The organism is Stenotrophomonas sp. GW821-FHT09E08 (assembly GCF_059416125.1).
In genome coordinates, this window is sequence record NZ_JBWKOO010000016.1 from 94,956 (window position 1) to 116,332 (window position 21,377).

Here is a 21,377-nt window from a genome sequence, read left to right on the forward strand (position 1 = left end):
ATCTACTGTAGAACCGAGCCGATGCTCGGCTGGGTGCATACGGGGTCAGAGCCCCTTCGGGGATCGGACCCCGAGATTACAACCAGGGCAGGATCCAGTGGTCCACCAGCAGGAAGGCGAACAGCGCCATCAGGTAGACGATGGAGTAATAGAACATCTTCATCGAGAACAGTTCGTCCGGCGGGTCCAGCATGCGCCAGGCGTACCAGAGGAACACGGCGTTGAGCACGATCGCGCCGCCCAGGTAGAACGCACCGCTCATGCCCACCAGGTACGGCAGCAGGCAGACCAGCGCCAGCACCACCGAATACACCATGATCTGCTTGCGCGTGTGCACCACGCCATGGGTGACCGGCAGCATCGGAATTTCCGCCTTGGCGTAATCCTCGCGGCGGAAGATCGCCAGCGCCCAGAAGTGCGGTGGCGTCCAGATGAAGATGATCAGCACCAGCAGCGACGAGTACGCCCAGTCCGACGAGCCCTGCATGCCGGTCACTGCGGCCCAGCCCAGCATCGGTGGCATCGCGCCGGCCAGACCGCCGATGACGATGTTCTGCGAGGTCGCACGCTTGAGGTACACGGTGTAGATCACCGCGTAACCGATCAGCGAGGCGAAGGTCAGCACCGCGGTGATCAGGTTCACCCACAGCACCAGGATCACCATCGACAGCACGATCAGCACGCTGGCGAACACCAGCACCTGCCACGGCTTGACCTTGCCCACCACCAGCGGCCGCCACGAGGTACGTGCCATCTGCGCATCGATGTGCGCATCCAGCAGCTGGTTGATCGCGGCCGCGGCCGACGCCGCCAGCCAGATGCCGAGGAAGCCGAGCACGCCGGCGCGCACCTGCTCCCAGCTGGGCACGCCGGGGATGGCCAGGACCATGCCGACCAGGGCAGTGAAAACAATGAGGGCGACGACCTTGGGCTTGGTCAGGTCCCAGTACTGGCGGTAATTGGAAAACATGGAATCAGTCCGGGGCACGCAGGCGGGCCAGCAGGCTGACCAGCACGAACAACAGGGCAACGGCCACGCCGTTGTGGGCCACCGCCACTTCCAGCGGCAGCGCCAGCTTTACATTGAGGATGCCGAGGGTGACCTGCAGCACCAGCAGCGCGACCAGCGCGCTGGCCCAGCCACGCATGCTCGGCACCCGGAACAGGCGCACGCCCAGCCACAGCAGGTAGACGGCCACCACCACCGCGAACATGCGGTGCGCCATCTGGATGGCGATACGCGAGGCGCCATCCAGCACGCCCCCTTCGTAGTCCACGCCGATGCCGCGCCACAGGGTGAAGCCCTCGACGAAATTGTGCTGCGGCCACCACTGGTTGGCGCAGCGCGGGAAGTTGTCCAGCGAGGCACTGCCGCCGCCGCAGGCCAGCGCCGCGTAGTTGGCGCTGACCCAACCGCCCAGTGCGATCTGGGTGACCAGCACCGCCACGCCGATGCGCAGCAGCCACTTCAGCTTCGGTGCTTCGGCCAGGGTGATCGGCATGTGCGTGGCGCGCCACGCCATCCACACCAGCAGGCCGAACATCAGCATGCCGCCCAGCAGATGGCCCATCACCACCACTGGCTTCAGCAGCAGGGTCACCGTCCACATGCCCAGCAAGGCCTGGAAGATCACCACTGCCAGGGTCAGCAACGCCGCACGCGCCAGGTCGATGTTGCTCCAGCGCAGCGCGGCGATCAGCAGGATCGCCTCGCCGATCAGCGCCAAGGCGCTGGCCGTGCCATGCCAGCCCATCATGTACAGCGGTATGCCGGCGGCCACCAGTACGCAGGCGGTCACCACCGCCGTGCTTCCGAATCGCCGCTTGCGCGTGGCCAGCAGCGCCAGGGTCAGGATCTCGATGCCCAGCGCGCCGGCCAGGAAGCGGTGCACCTGCTCACGCCAGGCCTTATGGGTCTCCAGCGGGCGGATCTCTGCCGCCGGGTGGCCAATGGTCTCTTCCACGTGTTGCGGCCAGGTGGCCTGGCCATAGCAGGTCGGCCAGTCCGGGCAGCTCAGGCCGGCATCGGACAGGCGCACGAACGCACCGAACATGATCGTGCTCGCGGTCATGATCATGGCGAACCACGCCAGGCGGTGGAAATTGCGGTGCAGCGCCGGACGCGCGGAAAGGCTCATCAAACAGGACTCACTTCAGTTTCAGCAACGTGGCCATGTCCTTGCGCAGGCCACCGAGGTCGCTGCCCGGGGCATGACGCATGATCACGAAGCCGTTCGGATCGATCACGTAGACCGGCAGGCCCGCCGGATCATCGACGCCCGGCAACGCCGCGCGCAGGGCTGGCGACGGAGCCAGCGGCCGCAACGCGGGCAGCGAGGCGATCGACGCCGGTGGCGTTCCCAGCCACAGAATCTCGACATTATCGGCGTTATGGCCGAACAGCTGCCACACCTTGCCCAGTCCCTGCGACAAAGTGACGCACTGCGCATCGCAGGCCCCGGCCGGCGCCACCAGCAGACGCCAGGTACGCGCCTCGGGGTTCCAGGGGTAGGGTTGGCCATTGGCCAGGGCCGGAGCCTGCTGCCGCAGGTCGACCGGCGGCTTCAGCAGTTGGCCGGCATTGCGATGCCCGGTCGGCTGCCAGCCGGTGAAGCGCAGCACGGCGGCCAGCGCCATCGCCCCGAAGAACACGGCAAACAGCAGCACCAAGGTCCGGCGGCCGGAGCCGCGCGCCTGCGGGGACGTAGCAGTGTTCATGCGGGTCATTTTCTCATGGTTGGGAAAGGGATGCCGGCCATCGGCCGGCACTACCGGGCAACGGGCCGTCTCCTGCGCCGCTCCAGCACCAGCGCAACGACCAGCACGGTCAGGGCCAACCCGAACCACTGCACGGCGTAGCCCAGGTGGCGCTGCGGCGGCAGCGTGTTCGGCAGCAGGTCCAGATCGCGTTCGTCGCCGAAGGGCAGCGCCGGATCCAGCCGCAGCACGCGGTCGGGCAATGCCGGCAGGCCAAGCGCCGCCGCGAGGCCCTTGGCGGGCAAGCGGCTGGCCAGCCAACGCCCGGCCTCATCGGTAGCGGAGAACGCGGGCCCCAGTGCCAGTCCCGCTGACGGCGGCGGCGCCAGCAGCCCGCGCACGGCCACTGGCGAAGGGGGTGCCGGCACATCCGGCAGCGTGCGATCCGGCGGCAGCGCGCGCCACCCCAGATCGACCAGCAGCACGCTGCCTTCGTCACTGCGGAACGGGCGATAGATCTTCACCCCGGCGCGGCCATGCCGGGTCTGGTTGTCCAGCAGCACCACGCCGGGCAGGAAACGGCCATGGTCGGCCACACCGTGCAACGCGCCGGGGGCCGCGAGTGCCTGCGACAGCGGCAACGCCTGTGCCACAGCTGGACCCTGCGCATCCAACATTGCCTGTTTGGCATGCATGCGCTGCAGTTGCCACAGCCCCAATGCGCTGAAACCGGCCATCGCCAGCACCGCCAACAGCCATCCGATCGCGCGCGTGTGCTGGCGCATCATGACAAGTCCGCGCAAACGCGGTCAGATAGGCGCATCCACCCTGCCCTCGAGCCGCGCATGAGTGATTCGCTGAAGACCCTGCTGGTAATCGCGTTTCTGATCGTCATCGTCTGGAATCTGGGCGCCGGCCTGTATTACCTGCTGGTCGACCGCGGCCAGACCAAGCGCACGGTCAACGCACTGACACGCCGCATCGGGGTGTCGGTGGCCTTGATCGTACTGGTGATCGTGAGCATCTACATGGGCTGGATCAAACCGCACGGCATCGGCGGCTGAGGCCACCGATACGTGCTCGGTCAAAGCACGTAGACGAACATGAAGAGCATCAGCCACACCACGTCGACGAAGTGCCAGTACCACGCGGCAGCTTCGAAACCGAAATGGTTGTCGCGGGTGAAGTGTCCCTTCGCCGAACGCAGCCACATCACGATCAGCATGATCGTGCCCAGCAGCACGTGTGCGCCGTGGAAGCCTGTCAGCATGAAGAAGGTCGAACCGTAGATGCCCGAACCGAGCGTCAGGTTCAGTTCCTTGTAGGCGTGGATGTACTCCTCCGCCTGCAGGGTCAAAAAGCCGAGGCCGAGCACCACGGTCAGGCCCAGCCAGATCAGCAGCTGGCGGCGGTTACCGGCCTTCAGCGCGTGATGGGCGATGGTCAGGGTCACGCCGGAGGTCAGCAGGATCAGCGTATTGATCAGTGGCAGGCCCCAGGCCGGAATGGTCTGGAATGTGCCACCGATCGCCGCCGGGCCATTGGTGGGCCAACCCGCCGAGTAGCCCTGCCAGAGCAGCTCGTTGGTCATCACCCCGCGGCCTTCGCCACTGAGCCACGACAGGCCCAGGTTGCGGGTGTAGAACAGCGCGCCGAAGAACGCACCGAAGAACATCACTTCGGAGAAGATGAACCAGATCATCCCCATCCGGAATGACCCATCGACCTGATGGTTGTAGTTGCCGGCCTGCGATTCGCGCACCACGTCGCTGAACCACCAGAACAGGGTCAGCACCAGCATCGCCACGCCGATGTAGAACGTCCAGCGGCCCCAGCTGGCGTCATTGAGCCAACTGGCCACGCCCACCATGGTCACCATCATCGCGATGGAACCGACGAACGGCCACTTGCTCTGGGCCGGGACGAAGTACACGTTGGCGTCGGTAGGTGTCTGGGCCATGGTCGGTATCCGGGTCAGGGAGCAGCGTGGGCGCCTTCCGACGTGGCGGCGGGCGCCAACCGATCGGACAACGCATCGTTGCGGTAGAAGGTGTAGGACAAAGTGATCGTGCGGATTTCCGGCGGCAGGTCCGGATCGACGATGAAGCGCACCGGCATGTCACGCTTCTCGCCGGCCTGCAGGGTCTGCGCGGTGAAGCAGAAGCACTCGGTCTTGCTGAAGAACCCGGACGCGCGTGCCGGCGCCACCGACGGCACTGCGCTGCCGACCACGGCCTGCTGGCTGTCGTTGCGGGCGAAGTACAGCGCCTCGTTGAGCTCGCCAGGCACCACATCCATGGTCAGCTGCTCGGGATGGAACGACCACGGCAGCCGCGAATTGACGCCACCATCGAATTCCACCCGCACGGTGCGCTTGCCGGTGGCAGCACCGGTACTGGCTTCGCTGCCCGGGCCACGTTCCAGGCGCACGCCGAATACCTTCTCGCAGGCGATGCGATACAGCGGTACCAGCGAGAACGTCAGCAGGAACACCACCACCGCAACGCCGATCAGGCGCGGCAGGCCGGCGCTGCGTGACGGAGCGGTGGTCGGCGTTTCGCTCATCGACCGATCACGCCGCTGAGGATGAAACCGACGTAGACCAGTACGGCGATCGCGCCCACCCACAGCGCGGTGCGCCTGGCGCGCTGGCGCTGCTCCGCATAAAGCGGCGCGGTGCCCGGCCGCTGGCCTGGCGATGCGCTTGCGGCCAAGCGTGGCTCGGCTCTGGCCGGGGTGATCGGGCTCTCGTTATGCATGCATCACCTCAATGACCGATATCGTCGTGCGCCAGGTCGCCCGGGCGGATCGTTGGCGGCGTGGTGAAGGTGTGCGCCGGTGCCGGCGACGGCAGCGTCCATTCCAGGCCGCGCGCACCTTCCCAGGAGCGGGCCTCGGCCTTCTCGCCATTGCGCAGCGAGGACAGCAGGATCGCAGCCATCATGAACGGCGTGGCGAACATGCCGAACGCACCGATCGAGCTGATCAGGTTCCAGTCGGCGAACGCCACCGAGTAATCGGGGATGCGGCGCGGCATGCCGGCCAGGCCCAGGAAATGCTGCGGGAAGAACAGCAGGTTGACGAACACGATCGACCACCAGAAGTGCACCTTGGCCCACTTCTCGCTGTACATGCGCCCAGTCCACTTCGGCCACCAGTAGTACACCGCCGCGATCAGCGCGAACACCGCGCCGGTCACCAGCACGTAGTGGAAGTGGGCGACCACGAAGTAGGTGTCGTGGTACTGGAAGTCAGCCGCCACGATGGCCAGCATCAGGCCGGAGAACCCGCCGATGGTGAACAGGATCACGAAGGCCACCGACCACAACATCGGCGCCTCGAACGTCAGCGAGCCACGCCACATCGTGCTGACCCAGTTGAACACCTTCACGCCGGTCGGGATCGAGATCAGCATGGTGGCGAACATGAAGTAGATCTCGCCGCCCAGCGGCATGCCCACGGTGAACATGTGGTGGGCCCAGACGATGAACGACAGGAACGCGATCGCCGCAGTGGCGTAGACCATCGCCTGGTAGCCGAACAGCGGCTTGCGGCTGAAGGTCGGGATGATCTCGCTGACCACGCCGAAGGCGGGCAGGATCATGATGTAGACCTCGGGATGGCCGAAGAACCAGAAGATGTGCTGGAACATCACCGGGTCACCACCACCGGCCGCATTGAAGAAGCTGGTGCCGAAGAACTTGTCGGTGAGCAGCATCGTCACCGCACCGGCCAGCACCGGCATCACTGCGATCAGCAGGAACGCGGTAATCAGCCAGGCCCAGCAGAAGATCGGCATCTTCAGCAGGTCGATGCCGGGCGCGCGCATGTTCAGCACCGTGGCGATGATGTTGATCGCGCCCATGATCGAACTGATGCCGGCCACGTGGATGGCGAACACGGTGAACGCCACGTTGTAGCCGCCCTGCAGCGACAGCGGCGGGTACAGCGTCCAGCCACCGGCCGGCGCGCCACCGGGCAGCAGGAAGGTCAGCAGCAGCAGGCTGAAGGCCACCGGCAGCAGCCAGAACGACCAGTTGTTCATGCGCGGCAGCGCCATGTCCGGCGCGCCGATCTGCAGTGGGATCATCCAGTTGGCCAGGCCGACGAAGGCCGGCATCACCCCGCCGAAGATCATCACCAGCGCGTGTACGGTGGTCAGCTGGTTGAAGATTTCCGGACGGATGTACTGGATGCCGGGCTGGGCCAGTTCCAGCCGGATCAGCACGCTCATGAACGCGCCGATGACGAACATGATGAAGCTGAAACCCAGGTACAGCGTGCCGATGTCCTTGTGGTTGGTCGAGAAGAACCAACGCTCGAAGAAGCTCTGCGGGTGATGGTGATCGTCGTGCCCAACTGCCGAGTGCGCCATTGCAAAACACCTCTCAGGATCGGTTGTCGCCGCAGCCGCGATACGGCCGCGGGCAGTTACATCAGGCTCCGCTGGCCGCCGCCGCAGGCGCGTTGCCGGCCTCGGCGGCTGCCGGTGCCGCCGGCTGCGCCGGCGTTTCACTGGCAGGTGCGGTGGGTTCGGCGGGCGCGGCAGGCGCTGCCGGTGCAGGCGCGGGTTTGCGCTGCGCCAGCCACTGCTTGAATTCTTCCTTGGACACCGCCTCGACCACGATCGGCATGAAGCCATGGTCCTTGCCGCACAGCTCCGCGCACTGGCCGCGGTAGACACCGGGCTGCTCGATGCTGGTCCAGGCTTCATTGATGAAACCGGGGATGGCGTCCTGCTTCCAGCCCAGCGCCGGTACCCACCAGGCGTGGATCACGTCGTCGGAGGTGATGACGAAGCGCACCTTGGTATCAACCGGCAACACCAGCCGGTTGTCCACGTCCAGCAGGTAATGCGGATGGCTCTCGCGGGTCGGCACCTTGCCGCTCTGCCGCATGCGATCGGATTCACGGTCCAGGCGGCTGGTGAAGGTGACGTTCTCACCGAGGTATTCGTACTTCCACATCCACTGGTAACCGGTGACCTTCACGGTCATCTCGGCATCGCGGGTGTCGTACATCTTGATCAGGTTGGCCGTGGCCGGCCACGCCATCACCACCAGGATGATCACCGGGATCACTGTCCAGATGATTTCGGCCTTGGTGTTGTGGCTGAAGGTGGCGGCCACCGCGCCTTTCGACTTGCGGAACTTGAACATGGCGTAGGCCATGGCGCCGAACACGATCACGCCGATCACCGTACAGACGATCAGCGAGAGATTGTTCGATTCCCAGGCCAGGCGTGAGGTCTGGGTCACCCCCTTGCCCATGTTCAGCTGCCACGGCTTTGGATCGGCCGCCTGGGCCAGTGCCGTCCCCGGCATCGACAGCAGGGCCGCCATCGTGGCGACCATTGCAACGCACTTCGTGCCCCACCCTCTGCTTTGCTTCATTGCCTAGACCCTTAGCGTCGTCGGTTGCCGCCATCGCTGGCGGCGAGCAAATCTTCAAGCGTTTCAACAAGCGTTTGACGTTCGGCCGGCGCGAGGAAACTCCCCACCTCCACCTGCCGGCCGCTGGATGCCAGCCGGACCCTCTGGTCGTCGGTGAGCAGGCGCACCCAGTGCGGATGAGCCCGGAACACCGGCGATCCACCAGGTACGGGGATGACCTCCACGCACGCTGGCACTACCCGGATCTCCTCCTGCCGTTCACCGCTGCGCCACAACGCGCGCAACGCGACTGCCAACAGCAGGCTGTACAGCAGCGCGAACAGGGGGGCGAATGCATTGCCGGCCAACCACCCCAGGGCGGACACCAGCCACATCGCTCCCGACAACACAGCAAACAACAGGACGAACTGCCGGGCATCGAGCGCCCGTGGGGGACGCAGTCGCAGCTGCGTACCTGATCCATCTGGAGCTGTAAGCACCTCGATCATGTCGCAACCGCGTTCCTGCCGCGGGAAACGTCTCGATGGTAGCCCCGCCCTCTCGCCAGTAGCAAGGGTGCATTCACACTTTTTCCGATGCTGCAACACAGCATGACCCCGGCAACGCGAATGACGAATTCGGCACAAATTCTGCAGGACTTTCTGAACAGGCTGAACCCACCACCGTTAGGGGCTATCAGCCCTTCACGAAGGTGGCTGCGGGGCACTTCCCCAAGACGCAAAAATGATTAAAATCGCCAAGTTTTCCATTGGCCGGACCGGCATGAACGCACCCTTCTCCTCCCCTGCCGCCAGCGACGCTCCGCGTCCCGGCGCGCTGCTGTCGCCGGAACTGCCGGCGTCCCCCAACCCGTTCCGCCAGGCCATCACCGATGGCTGGTTGAAGGACGAGGCCAGCCACGTGCGCGAACTGCTGGCGCAGGCCCGCCTGCCCGCCGAGGAACAGGCCAAGGTGCAGGCGCTGGCCGCCGATCTGGTCGGCCGGGTGCGCGTGCGCGCCAAGGACCAGGGGGCGATCGAAGCCTTCATGCGCCAGTACGACCTGGGCAGCGAGGAAGGCGTGCTGCTGATGTGCGTGGCCGAAGCGCTGCTGCGCATTCCGGACCAGGACACCGCCGACAAGCTGATCCGCGACAAGCTGGCCGATGCCGACTGGGAAAAGCACCTGGGCGGCAGCGACTCGGTGCTGGTCAACGCCTCCACCTGGGGCCTGATGCTGACTGGCAAGCTGGTGCAGATGAACGATGCCACCCGCGCTGATGCGCCCAGCGCGTTCAAGCGCCTGGTCGGCCGCGTGGGTGAACCGGTGGTGCGCCTGGCCGTGCGCCAGGCGATGAAGATCATGGGCCACCAGTTCGTCATGGGCCGCACCATCAGCGAAGCACTGTCGCGCTCGCACAAGGGCGACAACGCCAGCTACCGCTACTCCTTCGACATGCTGGGCGAAGGCGCGCTGACCATGAAGGACGCGCTGCGCTACCTGGAGGACTACCGTCGTGCGATCCACGCCATCGGTGGTGACCACAAGGCCCGCGGTGGCCGCCCGGACGGCGACGTCAACAACGCTCCGGGCATCTCCATCAAGCTGTCGGCGCTGTACCCGCGCTACGAGCACGCCAAGCGCGAGCGCGTGCTGAAGGACCTGGTACCAGGCGTGCTGGAACTGGCACAGCTGGCCAAGAGCTACGGCATCGGCTGCACCGTCGACGCCGAAGAGTCCGATCGCCTGGAACTGTCGCTGGACATCATCGAGCAGGTGTTCGGCGATGCCTCGCTGGCCGGCTGGGATGGCTTCGGCGTGGTCGTGCAGGCTTACCAGAAGCGTACGCCGTACACGATCGATCACCTGGCCGACATGGCGCGCCGCGCCGGTCGTCGCCTGCAGGTGCGCCTGGTCAAGGGTGCCTACTGGGACGCCGAGATCAAGCGCGCGCAGATCGAAGGCTATGCCGGCTACCCGGTGTTCACCCGCAAGCAGAATACCGACGTGTCCTACCTGGCGTGTGCCAAGCGTCTGTTTACCCATGCCGACGCGATCTACCCGATGTTCGCCACGCACAACGCGCACACCATCGCCGCAGTTCGCAGCATCGCCAATGGTGGCGTCTACGAGCACCAGAAGCTGCACGGCATGGGCGATGACCTGTACGCCGAAGTAGTGCCGGCCGATCGCCTTGGCCTGCCCTGCCGCGTATACGCGCCGGTCGGCTCGCATGAAGACCTGCTGCCGTACCTGGTGCGTCGCCTGCTGGAAAACGGCGCCAACTCCAGCTTCGTCAACCGCATCACCGACGAGCGCGTGCCGATCGCCGACCTGATCCGCGATCCGGTCGAGATGGTGTCCTCGTTCGAATCGATTCCGCACCCCAAGATCCCGCTGCCGGTTGACCTGCTGCGCAGCCAGAACCACGACAGGAAGAACTCCATGGGCGCCAACCTCGCCAACGACAACGAACTGCGCGCCCTGGCCGAGCAGCTCAACGCTGCAGTGAAGCCCTGGTCGGCCGCGCCGCTGGTGCCGGGTGCCAACCCGGCCGGCGCCGCACAGCCGGTGACCAACCCCGCCGATACCCGCGAGGTGGTCGGCCAGTGGCAGGCCGCCGATGCCGCCACCGTGCAGAAGGCACTGGCCAATGCCGTGGCCGCACAGCCGGCCTGGAACCGCACCCCGGCGGCCAGCCGCGCTGCCATCCTCGAGCACGCCGCCGACCAGCTGGAAGCGCGCATGCCGGAATTCATGGCGCTGTGCGTGAAGGAAGCCGGCAAGAGCCTGCCCGACGGTATCGCCGAAGTGCGCGAAGCCGTGGATTTCCTGCGCTACTACGCCAAGCAGGCACGCGAGCAGTTCAGCCACGCCGAGAAGCTGCCCAGCCCTACCGGTGAATCCAACGAGCTGCAGCTGCACGGCCGCGGCGTGTTCGTCTGCATCAGCCCGTGGAACTTCCCGCTGGCGATCTTCCTCGGCCAGGTGGCTGCCGCACTGGCCGCCGGCAACAGCGTGATCGCCAAGCCGGCCGAGCAGACCAACCTGATCGGCTACTACGCAGTGAAGCTGCTGCACGATGCCGGCGTGCCGGCTGACGTGGTGCAGTACCTGCCGGGCGATGGCGCCACCGTCGGTGCTGCGCTGACCGCCGACCCGCGCGTGGCCGGCGTGGCCTTCACCGGCTCCACCGACACCGCCCGTGCGATCAACCGCGCGATGGCCGCACGTGACGCCGCCATCGGCGTGCTGATTGCCGAAACCGGTGGCCAGAACGCCTTCATCGCCGACTCCTCGGCGCTGCCGGAACAGCTGGTCAAGGATGCGATTGGTTCGGCCTTCACCTCGGCCGGCCAGCGCTGCTCGGCCGCGCGCGTGCTGTTCGTGCAGGACGACATCGCCGACAAGGTGATGACCATGCTGGCCGGTGCGATGAAGGAACTGAAGGTCGGCAACCCCGGCCTGCTGTCCACTGACGTCGGCCCGGTGATCGACGCCGATGCACTGAAGATCCTGCAGGACCACGCCGTGCGCATGGATCGCGAAGCGCGCCTGATCGCTGCGGCCGAACTGTCCGCCGAAGCGGCCAACGGCACCTTCTTCGCACCGCGTGCGTACGAACTGAAGGACCTGGGCCAGCTACAGAAGGAAATCTTCGGGCCGGTGCTGCACGTGATCCGCTGGAAGGGCGACCAGCTCGACGCGGTGATCGACCAGATCAACGCCACCGGCTATGGCCTGACCCTGGGCGTGCATTCGCGCATCGACGAAACCGTCGACCGCATCAGCAACGGCGTTCACGTCGGCAACGTCTACGTCAACCGCAACCAGATCGGTGCGGTGGTCGGCGTGCAGCCGTTCGGCGGCCAGGGCCTGTCCGGCACCGGTCCGAAGGCCGGCGGCCCGCACTACCTGCTGCGCTTCGCCACCGAAAAGACGGTGACGGTGAACACCACCGCCGCCGGCGGCAACGCCTCGCTGCTGACCCTGGGCGACTGATTCCAGGCGTCATTCGGTAAACGAAAAACCCCGCGAAAGCGGGGTTTTTTGTGCCTTGTTTCCTGTAGCGCCGAGCCAATGCTCAGCTTGCACGGTGCAGCCGAGCATGGGCTCGGCGCTACACCCGCATCAGATTGCGCCAGTGGCGCAATGCCACCAGCGCGTTGATCCAGAAGCCCACGTACAGGATCGAGGTCAGGTGCAGGCCACGGCTGTAGTACAGCGGCACCGCAACGGTATTCACCAGCAGCCACACCCACCACGATTCCAGCTTGCGCCGCATCATCAGGATCTGCGCGATCACGCTCAGCACCAGCACCGCCGAATCGATGTACGGCGCATAGGCATTGGTCAGGCGGGTCAGCATCCAGCCGTAGCCGAAGGTCGCCACCACCGCCAGCGGCGCCAGCCAGGCCCATGCACGTGGTCGCAGCGAGGTGATCGGCAGCGGCGCACCATGGTCGCCGCGCAGCCACTGCCACCAGCCCAGCACGCTGATGGCGATGAAGAAGAACTGCAGCACCATGTCGGCATACAGATGCGAGCGCTCGAACACCGCGGCAAACAGCGCACAGCCGACGATGCCCAGCCACCAGGTGTGCACGTTGTTGCGGCCGGCCAGCAGGATCGAGCCGGCGACGGCGATGTTGGCAGCCAGCTCCAGCTGGAAGTTCGGGTCGGACAGGTTCATGGCGCTATTGTCATGGATCCATGCCGTGGATGGCGGTGCTCTTCAGTAGACCCACGCCACGCGTGGATGACCCGAGGCCACAAAAGAAGAAGGCCCCGCTTGCGCGGGGCCTTCCGTGTACTGCGTCAGGCGGAAGCCCGAATCAGAACTTGTACTGGAACGAAGCTGCCAGCACGTCGCCACGGACCTTGTACTTGCCCGACAGCGAGTTGCCCTGGTTGGCGGTGGTCGCCGGCACGTTCACGTTCGGATCGCTGGTGAACAGGTGGGTATAACCAATGTTCCACTCGGTGTTCTGCGACGGGGTCCAGCCCACGCCCAGCGACAGCCACTTGCGGCTGGTATCCGGCACGCGGACGTCGCGGTGGGCGTCGGTGGTCGGGGTCTGGTCCAGTGCAACACCACCGCGCAGGGTGACGGTGTCGCTCAGCTTGTAGTCGGCGCCCAGCGACACGAAGGTGGTGTCGCGGTAGCCGAACTCCAGAACCGAATCGGGCTGCGGCGAAGCGTAGTCAACGGTCACGCTGTCAAACGCGGTCGACCAGGCGGTACGGGTCACGTCGCCCATCACGGTCCAGCGGTCGTTGACCTTGTGGGTCACGCTCAGGGTGGCCGAGGCCGGCATGGTCACCGTGGCCTTGCCGCTGGTGTCCATGAACCAACCGCGAGTACGCGGCGAGTTGGTCAGCAGGGAACGGGCGCGGTCGGCGCCGCTGAAGGTCGCATCACCACCGGTGATCTTGTGCTCGACCTTGGAACGGTAGCTCAGGCCGATGTGGGTGTTCTCGTCGATCGAGAACAGGCCACCAACGGTCCAGCCCACGGCATTGTTGTCACCCTCGATCTTCAGGGTGCCATCCGAACTGCCCGGGGCGAAGCCCGGAGCACCGGCGCCGGCCAGGATGCTGCCGTAGTCGACGGCGTTGCTCAGCTCGATGGTCAGGTGCTCGACGAACACCGACGCGCCGAAGGACACGTACGGGTTGACGTCATACGATGCGGCGAAGCCGAGGTCGATGGCCTTCAGGTCGGTCTTCAGGCCGCTGTAGCGACCGACCCAACCGTTGTCGTATTCGGTCTTGAAGCCGAACGGTGCGGTCAGCGACACACCGAAGTGGGCCTTCTCGCCGACCGGCATGTGGAAGTACGCGGCCGGAACCGGAGCGATCATGCCGGCGTCGCCGCCGTCACCACCGGTCTGCGGGCGGCCTGCCGCATTGCGGCCCTGGCCCTTGAACTCGGCCTTGAAGCTGATGGCGCTCAGGTCGCCCTGGACCATCGTGCCTTCCAGCTGGCGCATGCCGGCCGGGTTGACGGCGATGATGGAGGCGTCGCCCTCGGCGCTGCCGGAACCGGCGAACGCGCGGCCGAGGCCCTTGGCGCTGTTTTCCTTCAGCTGGAAGGCGGCAGCGTTGGCATCGGCGGCGGCCAGCGCACCGGCAACGCCGACGGCCAGCAGGGTCAGTCGGGCAATGGTGGAAGCGGTTTGCATCGTAGTTCTCTCTCCGGTAAGCGGTGATGGTGCTCTGAGTGCGCCTGCGCCCGGCAGGCCCTGGGGCCCTTCGGAGCGCGCCGGATTCCCCTCCCGACATACGACGCCGTATGCGAGTATTACCCAGAGCTGTTAATGAAACAATAACAGCGCAGGCGCTTTTTTCGTCTCAAAAGCTGAACAGGACAAATCCCGCCGCAGGCGCCCGCACGCTAGGCTATTGCCCATGTTCGTCTCCCTCCCGTCGCGCAAGAAGGCGGCCCTGCGCTGGGCCACGCCCGTGCTGTTTGCGGCACTATGGCTGGCGTTCCTGTGGTCGATCTCGCGTCCGGACGACGCCCGGGGCAGCCTCTGGCTGGACTGGGGCGCCCTGTCCACCGGCCTGACCCATCCGCTGGACTGGTGGGCGACCCTGCAGGACGGCAGCGTGCTGCGGCTGTTCACGGCCCTGTTCCTGCACGCCGACTGGTCACACCTGCTGGGCAACCTGGTGTTCCTGTTGATCTTCGGCCTGCCCGCCGAACGGGTGCTGGGCCCGTGGCGGTTGCTGCTGCTGTTCCTGGTCGGCGGTGCGGTCTCCAACCTGGTGGCGATCTACACCATGGGCAGCCCGGACCAGATCATCATCGGCGCCAGCGGCGCGGTCTCGGCCTTGATCGGCGCCTACCTGGCGCTGTTCCCGGGCGCGCGGCTGGGCGTGGTGATCCCGCTCGGCCTGTTCCTGGAGTTCGTGCGCGCCCCGGCCTACCTGCTGATCGGCGTCTGGGCCGCACTGCAGGTGGTGTTCGCCCACATCGGCCCGAGCTTCGGCATGGTCGCCTGGTGGGCGCACATCGGTGGCTTCATGTTCGGCCTGGTGTACGGGGTCTACGTGCGCGCCGCGATCGCCCGCAAGCTGCGCAAGCGCCACGGGTTCTGACCGGTCCGGTGGTGCCGGCCGCTGGCCGGCTCCACGCTCACCCGCTCGTTCGTAGCGTCAAGCGTGCTCGACTGCGGGTTTCGTCGCCGGGCATGGCCCGGCACTACCGTCAGGGCTTGACCGGGGCCGGAGCGGGCTTTGCTTCCGGCTTGCTCTCCGCCTTCGGCTCGGCCTTCGCATCCGGCGTGGCCTCCGGCTTCGGCTCGGCCTTTGCATCCGGCGTGGCCTCCGGCTTCGCGGCCGCCGTTTTCGCAGCCTTGGCCGCAGCGGCCTTGGCTGCATCGGCCTTCAACCGTGCAGCCACCGAACCGGGATTCTTCAGCTCGGCCAGCGCGTCGTTGATCGGGCCATCGCCCGGCAGTACTGCGCCTGCGTGATAACCCTCGGTGCCTTCGTCGTCGCCGCGCAGGTGACCGGGCAGGGTCGCTTCACTGTAGTCGCTCAGGCTGGCCGGCAGCGCCTCGTCTTCCGGGCGCGCCGCAGGCTTCAGCTCGACCTCCGGCACGATGCCGGTGGCCTGGATCGACTTGCCGCTGGGCGTGTAGTAACGCGCGGTAGTCAGCTTCACCGAATCACCATTGTCCAACGGCAGCACGGTCTGCACCGAGCCCTTGCCGAAGGTGCGGCTGCCGACCACGCGCGCACGCTTGTTGTCGCGCAGCGCGCCGGCCAGCACTTCCGAAGCACTGGCCGAACCGGCGTCGACCAGCACCACCACCGGTGCGCCCTTGAGCAGGTCGCCCGGGGTCGCGTCGAAACGGGCATCGCTGATGCTGATGCGGCCACGGGTGCTGACGATATTGCCCTTGTCGAGCAGATCATCGGCCACCTGCACGGCAGCGGTCAGCAGGCCACCCGGGTTGCTGCGCAGATCCAGCACCAGACCCTTGAGCTGGCCACCGGACTGCTTCTGCAGCTGCTGCACGTGCTTCTGGAAATCAGAACCGGTATCGGCCTGGAAGGTGCTCAGGCGGATGTAGGCGTAACCCGGTTCGAGCATGCGGCTCTTCACGCTGGTCACGCGGATGGTCTGGCGGGTGAGGCTGACATCGAACGGCTTCGGCTTGCCCTCGCGCACGATCGTCAGCACCACCTTGCTTCCGGCGGCGCCCCGCAGCGGCTCGCTGGCGTCGATCGCGCTGATCGGCTTGCCATCGATGGCGATGATCAGGTCACCAGCGAGGATGCCGGCCTTGGCCGCCGGCGTGTCGTCGATCGGCGCGATCACCTTCATGCTGGCGTTGTCCGGCTGCTGCTGCAGCTCCACGCCGATGCCTTCGTAGGCGCCGCTGGCCTGTTCGTCGAAAGCCTGCGCGTCTTCCTTGTTGAAATAGGTGCTGTGCGGATCAAGGTCGAGCAGCAGGCCGCGCACCGCCGACTGCATCAGCTTCTTGTCATCGACCGGGTCGACGTAGGCAGCACGCACCGCGTTGTACACGGCCACGAAACGGCGGATCTCCTCCAGCGGTACCTTCGAGGTCACCGCCTCCTCGCTGTTCGCCGCCTGCCCGCTGGTTTCCTGGCTCGGGGCGGGCGCGGTCTGCTGCGCCCAGGACAGCGCTGGCAACAGAGCCAGCAAGAGGGTGGCGGTACGGGCTGCGCGCATGGATCACTCCTGTCGACGATGGCATCGTGCCCAAGGCACATGCGCCGATTATGCGCGAAGCACAGCTAAATTCCCGTTGAATCCGCCATGCCTGCGGTAGCGCTGGATTCAGCGCCGCTGCAGCCAGCTGTCCGGATTGACCGGCTGCCCGCCACGCCGCAGCTCGAAGTACAGCGCGGTCACGCCCTGGCCGCCGGAATTACCGACCTTGGCCACCGCGTCGCCACGACTGACCCGGGCACCGGCATCCTTCAGCAGGGTGTCGTTGTGGGCATACAGGCTCATGTAGCCGTTGCCGTGGTCGACGATCAGGATCATGCCGTAGCCGGTCATCCAGTCGGAGAACACCACGGTGCCATCGGCCACCGCAGTAACGGTACTACCGGCCGGTGCGCCGATCAGCACACCGCTGCTGGTGCGACCGTCAGGCAACTTGCCGCCATAGCGCGCCAGCAGATTGCCGGACAACGGCCAGCCCAGGCCTCCTACCTTCGGGGCGGGCGCCGAGGCCACGGCAGGCGGCACCTTGGTGGGCGGCGGCGGCCGGCCCTGCGCGGCGGCCTGCCGTGCCGCACGTTCGGCAGCGGCCTTCTCCGCTGCCGCACGGCGCGCAGCCGCGCGACGCTCGGCCTCGGCACGGGCGGCGGCCGCACGCAGATTGGCCAGCAGCGTTTCCAGCGCCTTGGCATCCTGGCCCAGCGCCTGTTCTTTCTCGCGCTGGTCCTTGAAGCGCTCGTCCAGCGAGGCAACAGTCTTTGCGCGATCGCGGCGGTCGACTTCCAAGGCCGCTGCCTGCTGCTTCTGGTCCTGCTGCGCGCCCTGCAGCTTCTGCTTGCGCTCAGTGATCTGCGCCTGCAGCGCCTCCAGCTCCTTCAGGTCAGCAGTCAGCGCGGTGATGCGCTTTGCCCGCTCGCGCTGCAGGTAGCGGTGGTAGGCCAGGGCGCGATTGGCATCGGCCACCGTGTCCTGCGACAGCAGCAGCTTCAACGGTGCGTGGTTGCCCAGCTGGTAGGCCGCACGCAGCAGGCCGGCCAGCTCGCGATGTTGCTGGGCGAGGTTGGCCTGCAGCGTGCTGCGGCGTTGTTCGGCCTCGGCCAGGGCCCTTCCCTGCTCGCGCAGCGCGGTTTCTGTCTGCGCAAGCGCACGGCCGGTGCGGGCCACCTTCTCATCCGCCTCGCGCAGCTGCTGTGATGCCTGGCCGCGCTGCCCTTCGATCTGCCGGCGCTCCTGCGCCACGCCCTTCAGTTCGGTGCGCAGCTTCTGCAGCTTGCGCTCGGTCTCGCGGGTGGTCTGCGCAGCACCGGGCAACGGTAGGGCCAGGGCCAACGTCAGCCCCAACAGCAGGCAGCGCCCGCCGCGGATGGCGGCGATGTGATGTCGGCGTGATGGGAAGGCGTTGTCGCGCAAGGGCTTTCCAGTGACTTCAGGCAGTTGCAGGGGGTACCAGGGAATGGTGACATCTCCGCACGCGGCCTGCCAGCCGCACATCCATCGAGGTCCCCATGAAAACTCTTTCCATTCCGCTGCTGTTGGGCGTGCTGCTGGCCACCGGGCCGGTTGCGGCCCAGGAAGACATCAGCAAGGTCAACGGCAGCATCAGCGCCGACGCCGGCCAGCGCTACGGCAAACTGGATACCGTCAACGGCGGCATCCGTGTCGGCGAAGGCGTCGAGACCGGCAGTATCGACACCGTCAATGGTGGGGTGAAGGTCGCTGACCGCGCACGCACCGGCCAGATCGAGACGGTCAACGGCGGCGTGCGCCTGGGCCGCGAGGTGATCGCCCGTGGCGACGTCAGCACGGTCAACGGCAGCATCTTCAGCGATCGTGGCAGCCAGATCGAAGGCGGCGTCGAAACCGTGAACGGTGGCATCGGCCTGGTCGAAAGCCGCGTCGGCAAGGACGTGGAGACCGTCAACGGCGATATCACCGTCGGCATCGGTTCGCAGGTGAACGGTGGCGTGCATGTGCGCAAGCCGAACTTCAGCGTCTCGCTCACCGCCAGCCGCAAGCCGCGCGTGATCATCGGCCCGAACGCCGTGGTCAACGGCCCACTGCAGTTCGAACGCGAGGTGGTGCTGTACGTGCATCGCACCGCTCGTATCGGGCCGGTCACCGGCGCCGAGCCGATCCCGTTCGACGCCGAAACCGCTCCGGCGGATTGAGCGCACCGGGCCGTTCGGTTCGGTGATACTCGCTGTTACCGGCCACGCACGAGGTGTGGCCGCCCTTTGTTTTCCAGGAATCGACGATGCCCCGCAAACTCCTCCTGTGCCTGGCCGCTGCGGCCGCGCTCAGTGCCTGCAAAGGCGAAGATACTCCGGCGCCCGCGCCGGCCACCGACACCACCGCTGCGAAGCCGGCCGCCCATTCGTTCTCGCCGGAAATCAACGCCAGGGACTTCGCCGAGATGGTCAAGACCCTGGCCTCGGATGAATTCGAAGGTCGCGCCCCGGGTAGCAAGGGCGAAGAACTGACGGTCAACTACATCCGTGACCAGATGCAACGCATCGGCCTGCAGCCCGGCAACGGCGACAGCTGGTTCCAGGACGTGCCGATGACTGAGACCACGGCCAACGAATCGACCGTGCTGAAGATCACCCAGGGCGGCAAGACCACCGAACTGAAGTTCGGTACCGATATGGTGGTGGGCACCCGTACCGGCCAGGCCGAGGTGAAGGTCGACGCCAGCGACCTGGTGTTCGTTGGCTACGGCGTCGATGCGCCGGAGCAGAAGTGGAACGACTACGCCGGCCAGGACTGGAAGGGCAAGACGGTCGTCATGTTCGTCAACGATCCGGGCTTCCACGTCGATGACGCGAAGCTGTTCGACGGCAAGCGCATGACCTACTACGGCCGCTGGACCTACAAGTTCGAGGAAGCCGCACGCAAGGGCGCCGCCGCCGCGCTGATCGTGCACGACACCGCCGGCGCCTCCTATGGCTGGGACGTGGTGAAGAACTCCTGGGCGGGCCCGCAGTACGACCTGCCGGCCAAGGACGACCCGGAAGCCCGCATCCCGGTGCAGGGCTGGCTGAGTGCGGAAGCCGCCAAGGCACTGTTCGCCGGCGCCGGCCTGGACCTGGCGCAGGCGTACAAGGACGCCAGCAAGCGCGGCTTCAAGCCGGTTCCGCTGAAGGCCACCGCCGCGGTCGACCTGAAGAGCCAGATCGCGCAGAAGCAGTCGCGCAACGTGGTGGGCGTGCTGCCGGGCAGCAAGCGTGCCGACGAGGCCGTGCTGTACATGGCGCACTGGGACCACCTGGGCAAGCACGAGGGCGAGACCGGCGACAACATCTACAACGGTGCAGTCGACAATGCGACCGGCGTGGCCGGCATCCTCGAGGTGGCTGAAGCAATGGCCCACCAGGATCCGAAGCCGGAGCGTTCGGTGGTGTTCCTGGCGGTGACCCTGGAAGAATCCGGCCTGCTGGGTTCGAAGTACTACGTCACGCACCCCACCTTCCCGCTGGACAAGATCGCCGGCGTGATCAACATCGATGCGATGTCGGTGGCTGGCCGTGCCAAGGACGTGACTGTCACCGGTTTCGGCAGCTCGGAGCTGGAAGACATTCTCAAGCCGCTGGCCGCGGCCCAGGACCGTACCCTGCACGGTGAGACCTCGGTGCAGAGTGGCTTCTACTTCCGCTCGGACCACTTCAACTTCGCCAAGGCCGGCGTGCCGGCCCTGTACGCCGATGGTGGCGAGGACCTGCGCGAGGGTGGCGTGGACGCCGGCCGCAAGGCTGCAGCCGACTACGGCGCCAACCGCTACCACGGCCCGAAGGACGAGTTCGACGCGGCCACCTGGAAGCTGGACGGGACTGTCGAAGACCTGCAGCTGATGTACGGCGTCGGCAAGGAACTGGCCGGCGGCGATCGTTGGCCGAACTGGTATGCAGGCAACCCGTTCAAGGCGGCCCGCGATGCAATGATGAAGGACAAGGCACCGGCTGCGGCGAAGTAGCGTCGAGCCTGCTCGACTCAGTACTGAAGCAATCCAAGGCGGCGCCCGCAAGGGCGCCGCTTTTTTGTGCGTGCGATTGCAGCGCGGTGGTAGATGCCAACCTTGGTCGGCGCCGCTCTTTGCGGGAACAATCCATCCACGCATTGCGTGGATCTACTGTGGGTTCGCCTGCCCTAGGTAGCTGCCAACCTTGGTTGGCGCCGTGATTCCTCGCGGAGGGCATCCACGCATGTCGTGGATCTACCGGGTGATGTAACGCCATCGGGTTGCCGGCCAGCGGCCGGCACTACCCGCATTTCCTGCGCACAAAGAAAAACCCCGCTGCGTGAGCAGCGGGGTTTTGGGTGTAAACCCTGGCGATGACCTACTCTCGCATGGCTTAGGCCACACTACCATCGGCGCAGCTACGTTTCACTTCCGAGTTCGGGATGGGATCGGGTGGTTCCATAGCGCTAATTTCACCAGGGAGACGGTTGCAGCAGCGCTTGCAGCGCCAGCATCGCGATCTTGCCCTCGGGGCGGAAGCCACTCAAAAAGCAGTGCCTTCACTTAATAAGAAAAACCCCGCTGCGTGAGCAGCGGGGTTTTTGGGTATAAACCCTGGCGATGACCTACTCTCGCATGGCTTAGG

General features: G+C 66.2%; 19 protein-coding genes and 1 rRNA gene. 5 read left to right on the forward strand and 15 right to left on the reverse strand.

Annotated features, from left to right (window positions below; genetic code table 11):
- Positions 1-76: 76 nt before the first annotated feature.
- Genes cyoE through AC07M7_RS17775 form a run of 4 tightly spaced genes read right to left on the reverse strand, consistent with a single transcriptional unit; the run spans position 77 to position 3,485 of the window.
- On the reverse strand, positions 77-970 hold the full coding sequence (gene cyoE / locus AC07M7_RS17760; protein WP_004138490.1) for a heme o synthase: 894 nt from the start codon (positions 968-970) through the stop codon (positions 77-79).
- Positions 971-974: 4 nt separating this feature from the next.
- On the reverse strand, positions 975-2,138 hold the full coding sequence (locus AC07M7_RS17765; protein WP_495207958.1) for a COX15/CtaA family protein: 1,164 nt from the start codon (positions 2,136-2,138) through the stop codon (positions 975-977).
- 10 nt (positions 2,139-2,148) lie between these two features.
- Positions 2,149-2,718 carry a redox-active disulfide-containing membrane protein gene (locus tag AC07M7_RS17770; RefSeq protein WP_012509837.1) on the reverse strand — a complete coding sequence of 190 codons (570 nt, stop codon included), beginning with the start codon at positions 2,716-2,718 and terminating at the stop codon, positions 2,149-2,151.
- A 50-nt stretch (positions 2,719-2,768) separates the two neighbouring features.
- Positions 2,769-3,485, reverse strand: coding sequence for an SURF1 family protein (locus AC07M7_RS17775; protein WP_495207959.1), 717 nt, complete (start codon positions 3,483-3,485; stop codon positions 2,769-2,771).
- A 57-nt stretch (positions 3,486-3,542) separates the two neighbouring features.
- Here AC07M7_RS17775 and AC07M7_RS17780 point away from each other — a divergent pair, with 57 nt between their 5' ends.
- Positions 3,543-3,761 (forward strand): twin transmembrane helix small protein, encoded by a 219-nt coding sequence (locus AC07M7_RS17780; RefSeq protein WP_010484233.1) that lies wholly within the window; start codon positions 3,543-3,545, stop codon positions 3,759-3,761.
- A 20-nt stretch (positions 3,762-3,781) separates the two neighbouring features.
- On the opposite strand, the gene AC07M7_RS17785 is transcribed toward AC07M7_RS17780, so the two are convergent.
- The 6 genes from AC07M7_RS17785 to AC07M7_RS17810 all read right to left on the reverse strand — a co-directional run bounded on the left by AC07M7_RS17785 (position 3,782) and on the right by AC07M7_RS17810 (position 8,578).
- Positions 3,782-4,657 carry a cytochrome c oxidase subunit 3 gene (locus tag AC07M7_RS17785; protein WP_046983897.1) on the reverse strand — a complete coding sequence of 292 codons (876 nt, stop codon included), beginning with the start codon at positions 4,655-4,657 and terminating at the stop codon, positions 3,782-3,784.
- Between the two features lie 14 nt (positions 4,658-4,671).
- Positions 4,672-5,262, reverse strand: coding sequence for a cytochrome c oxidase assembly protein (locus tag AC07M7_RS17790; RefSeq protein WP_426354592.1), 591 nt, complete (start codon positions 5,260-5,262; stop codon positions 4,672-4,674).
- Complete coding sequence (locus AC07M7_RS17795; protein ID WP_025878293.1) at positions 5,259-5,456, reverse strand: hypothetical protein; 198 nt, start codon at positions 5,454-5,456, stop codon at positions 5,259-5,261. The genes AC07M7_RS17790 and AC07M7_RS17795 overlap by 4 nt, the downstream gene beginning before the upstream one ends.
- Before the next feature lie 8 nt (positions 5,457-5,464).
- Entirely contained in the window at positions 5,465-7,072 is a 1,608-nt protein-coding gene (gene ctaD / locus AC07M7_RS17800; RefSeq protein WP_025878294.1) for a cytochrome c oxidase subunit I, read from the reverse strand.
- Between the two features lie 61 nt (positions 7,073-7,133).
- Positions 7,134-8,090, reverse strand: coding sequence for a cytochrome c oxidase subunit II (gene coxB, locus AC07M7_RS17805; protein WP_253079362.1), 957 nt, complete (start codon positions 8,088-8,090; stop codon positions 7,134-7,136).
- An 11-nt stretch (positions 8,091-8,101) separates the two neighbouring features.
- Positions 8,102-8,578 (reverse strand): DUF2244 domain-containing protein, encoded by a 477-nt coding sequence (locus tag AC07M7_RS17810; RefSeq protein ID WP_495207960.1) that lies wholly within the window; start codon positions 8,576-8,578, stop codon positions 8,102-8,104.
- A 274-nt stretch (positions 8,579-8,852) separates the two neighbouring features.
- Here AC07M7_RS17810 and putA point away from each other — a divergent pair, with 274 nt between their 5' ends.
- Positions 8,853-12,071, forward strand: a complete 3,219-nt coding sequence (putA, locus tag AC07M7_RS17815; RefSeq protein ID WP_495207961.1) for a bifunctional proline dehydrogenase/L-glutamate gamma-semialdehyde dehydrogenase PutA — start codon at positions 8,853-8,855, stop codon at positions 12,069-12,071.
- Positions 12,072-12,189: 118 nt separating this feature from the next.
- Here putA and pnuC read toward each other — a convergent pair whose 3' ends face one another.
- Positions 12,190-12,762 carry a nicotinamide riboside transporter PnuC gene (pnuC, locus tag AC07M7_RS17820; protein WP_019338979.1) on the reverse strand — a complete coding sequence of 191 codons (573 nt, stop codon included), beginning with the start codon at positions 12,760-12,762 and terminating at the stop codon, positions 12,190-12,192.
- Positions 12,763-12,904: 142 nt separating this feature from the next.
- Positions 12,905-14,254: an outer membrane protein transport protein gene (locus AC07M7_RS17825; protein ID WP_046983902.1), complete on the reverse strand. Its 1,350-nt coding sequence runs from the start codon at positions 14,252-14,254 to the stop codon at positions 12,905-12,907.
- A 226-nt stretch (positions 14,255-14,480) separates the two neighbouring features.
- On the opposite strand from AC07M7_RS17825, the gene AC07M7_RS17830 reads away from it, so the two are divergent.
- Positions 14,481-15,173, forward strand: coding sequence for a rhomboid family intramembrane serine protease (locus AC07M7_RS17830; protein ID WP_004138280.1), 693 nt, complete (start codon positions 14,481-14,483; stop codon positions 15,171-15,173).
- A 109-nt stretch (positions 15,174-15,282) separates the two neighbouring features.
- On the opposite strand, the gene AC07M7_RS17835 is transcribed toward AC07M7_RS17830, so the two are convergent.
- Together AC07M7_RS17835 and AC07M7_RS17840 are read right to left on the reverse strand one after the other, a co-directional pair.
- Positions 15,283-16,779 carry a S41 family peptidase gene (locus AC07M7_RS17835; RefSeq protein ID WP_253079360.1) on the reverse strand — a complete coding sequence of 499 codons (1,497 nt, stop codon included), beginning with the start codon at positions 16,777-16,779 and terminating at the stop codon, positions 15,283-15,285.
- A 108-nt stretch (positions 16,780-16,887) separates the two neighbouring features.
- Positions 16,888-18,186, reverse strand: a complete 1,299-nt coding sequence (locus AC07M7_RS17840) for a murein hydrolase activator EnvC family protein (RefSeq protein ID WP_495207962.1) — start codon at positions 18,184-18,186, stop codon at positions 16,888-16,890.
- A gap of 95 nt (positions 18,187-18,281) precedes the next feature.
- On the opposite strand from AC07M7_RS17840, the gene AC07M7_RS17845 reads away from it, so the two are divergent.
- Entirely contained in the window at positions 18,282-18,944 is a 663-nt protein-coding gene (locus AC07M7_RS17845; protein WP_447780708.1) for a DUF4097 family beta strand repeat-containing protein, read from the forward strand.
- An 86-nt stretch (positions 18,945-19,030) separates the two neighbouring features.
- On the forward strand, positions 19,031-20,746 hold the full coding sequence (locus AC07M7_RS17850; RefSeq protein ID WP_495207963.1) for a M28 family metallopeptidase: 1,716 nt from the start codon (positions 19,031-19,033) through the stop codon (positions 20,744-20,746).
- Between the two features lie 351 nt (positions 20,747-21,097).
- On the opposite strand, the gene rrf is transcribed toward AC07M7_RS17850, so the two are convergent.
- Positions 21,098-21,212, reverse strand: a 5S ribosomal RNA gene (gene rrf, locus AC07M7_RS17855).
- Positions 21,213-21,377: the final 165 nt, after the last annotated feature.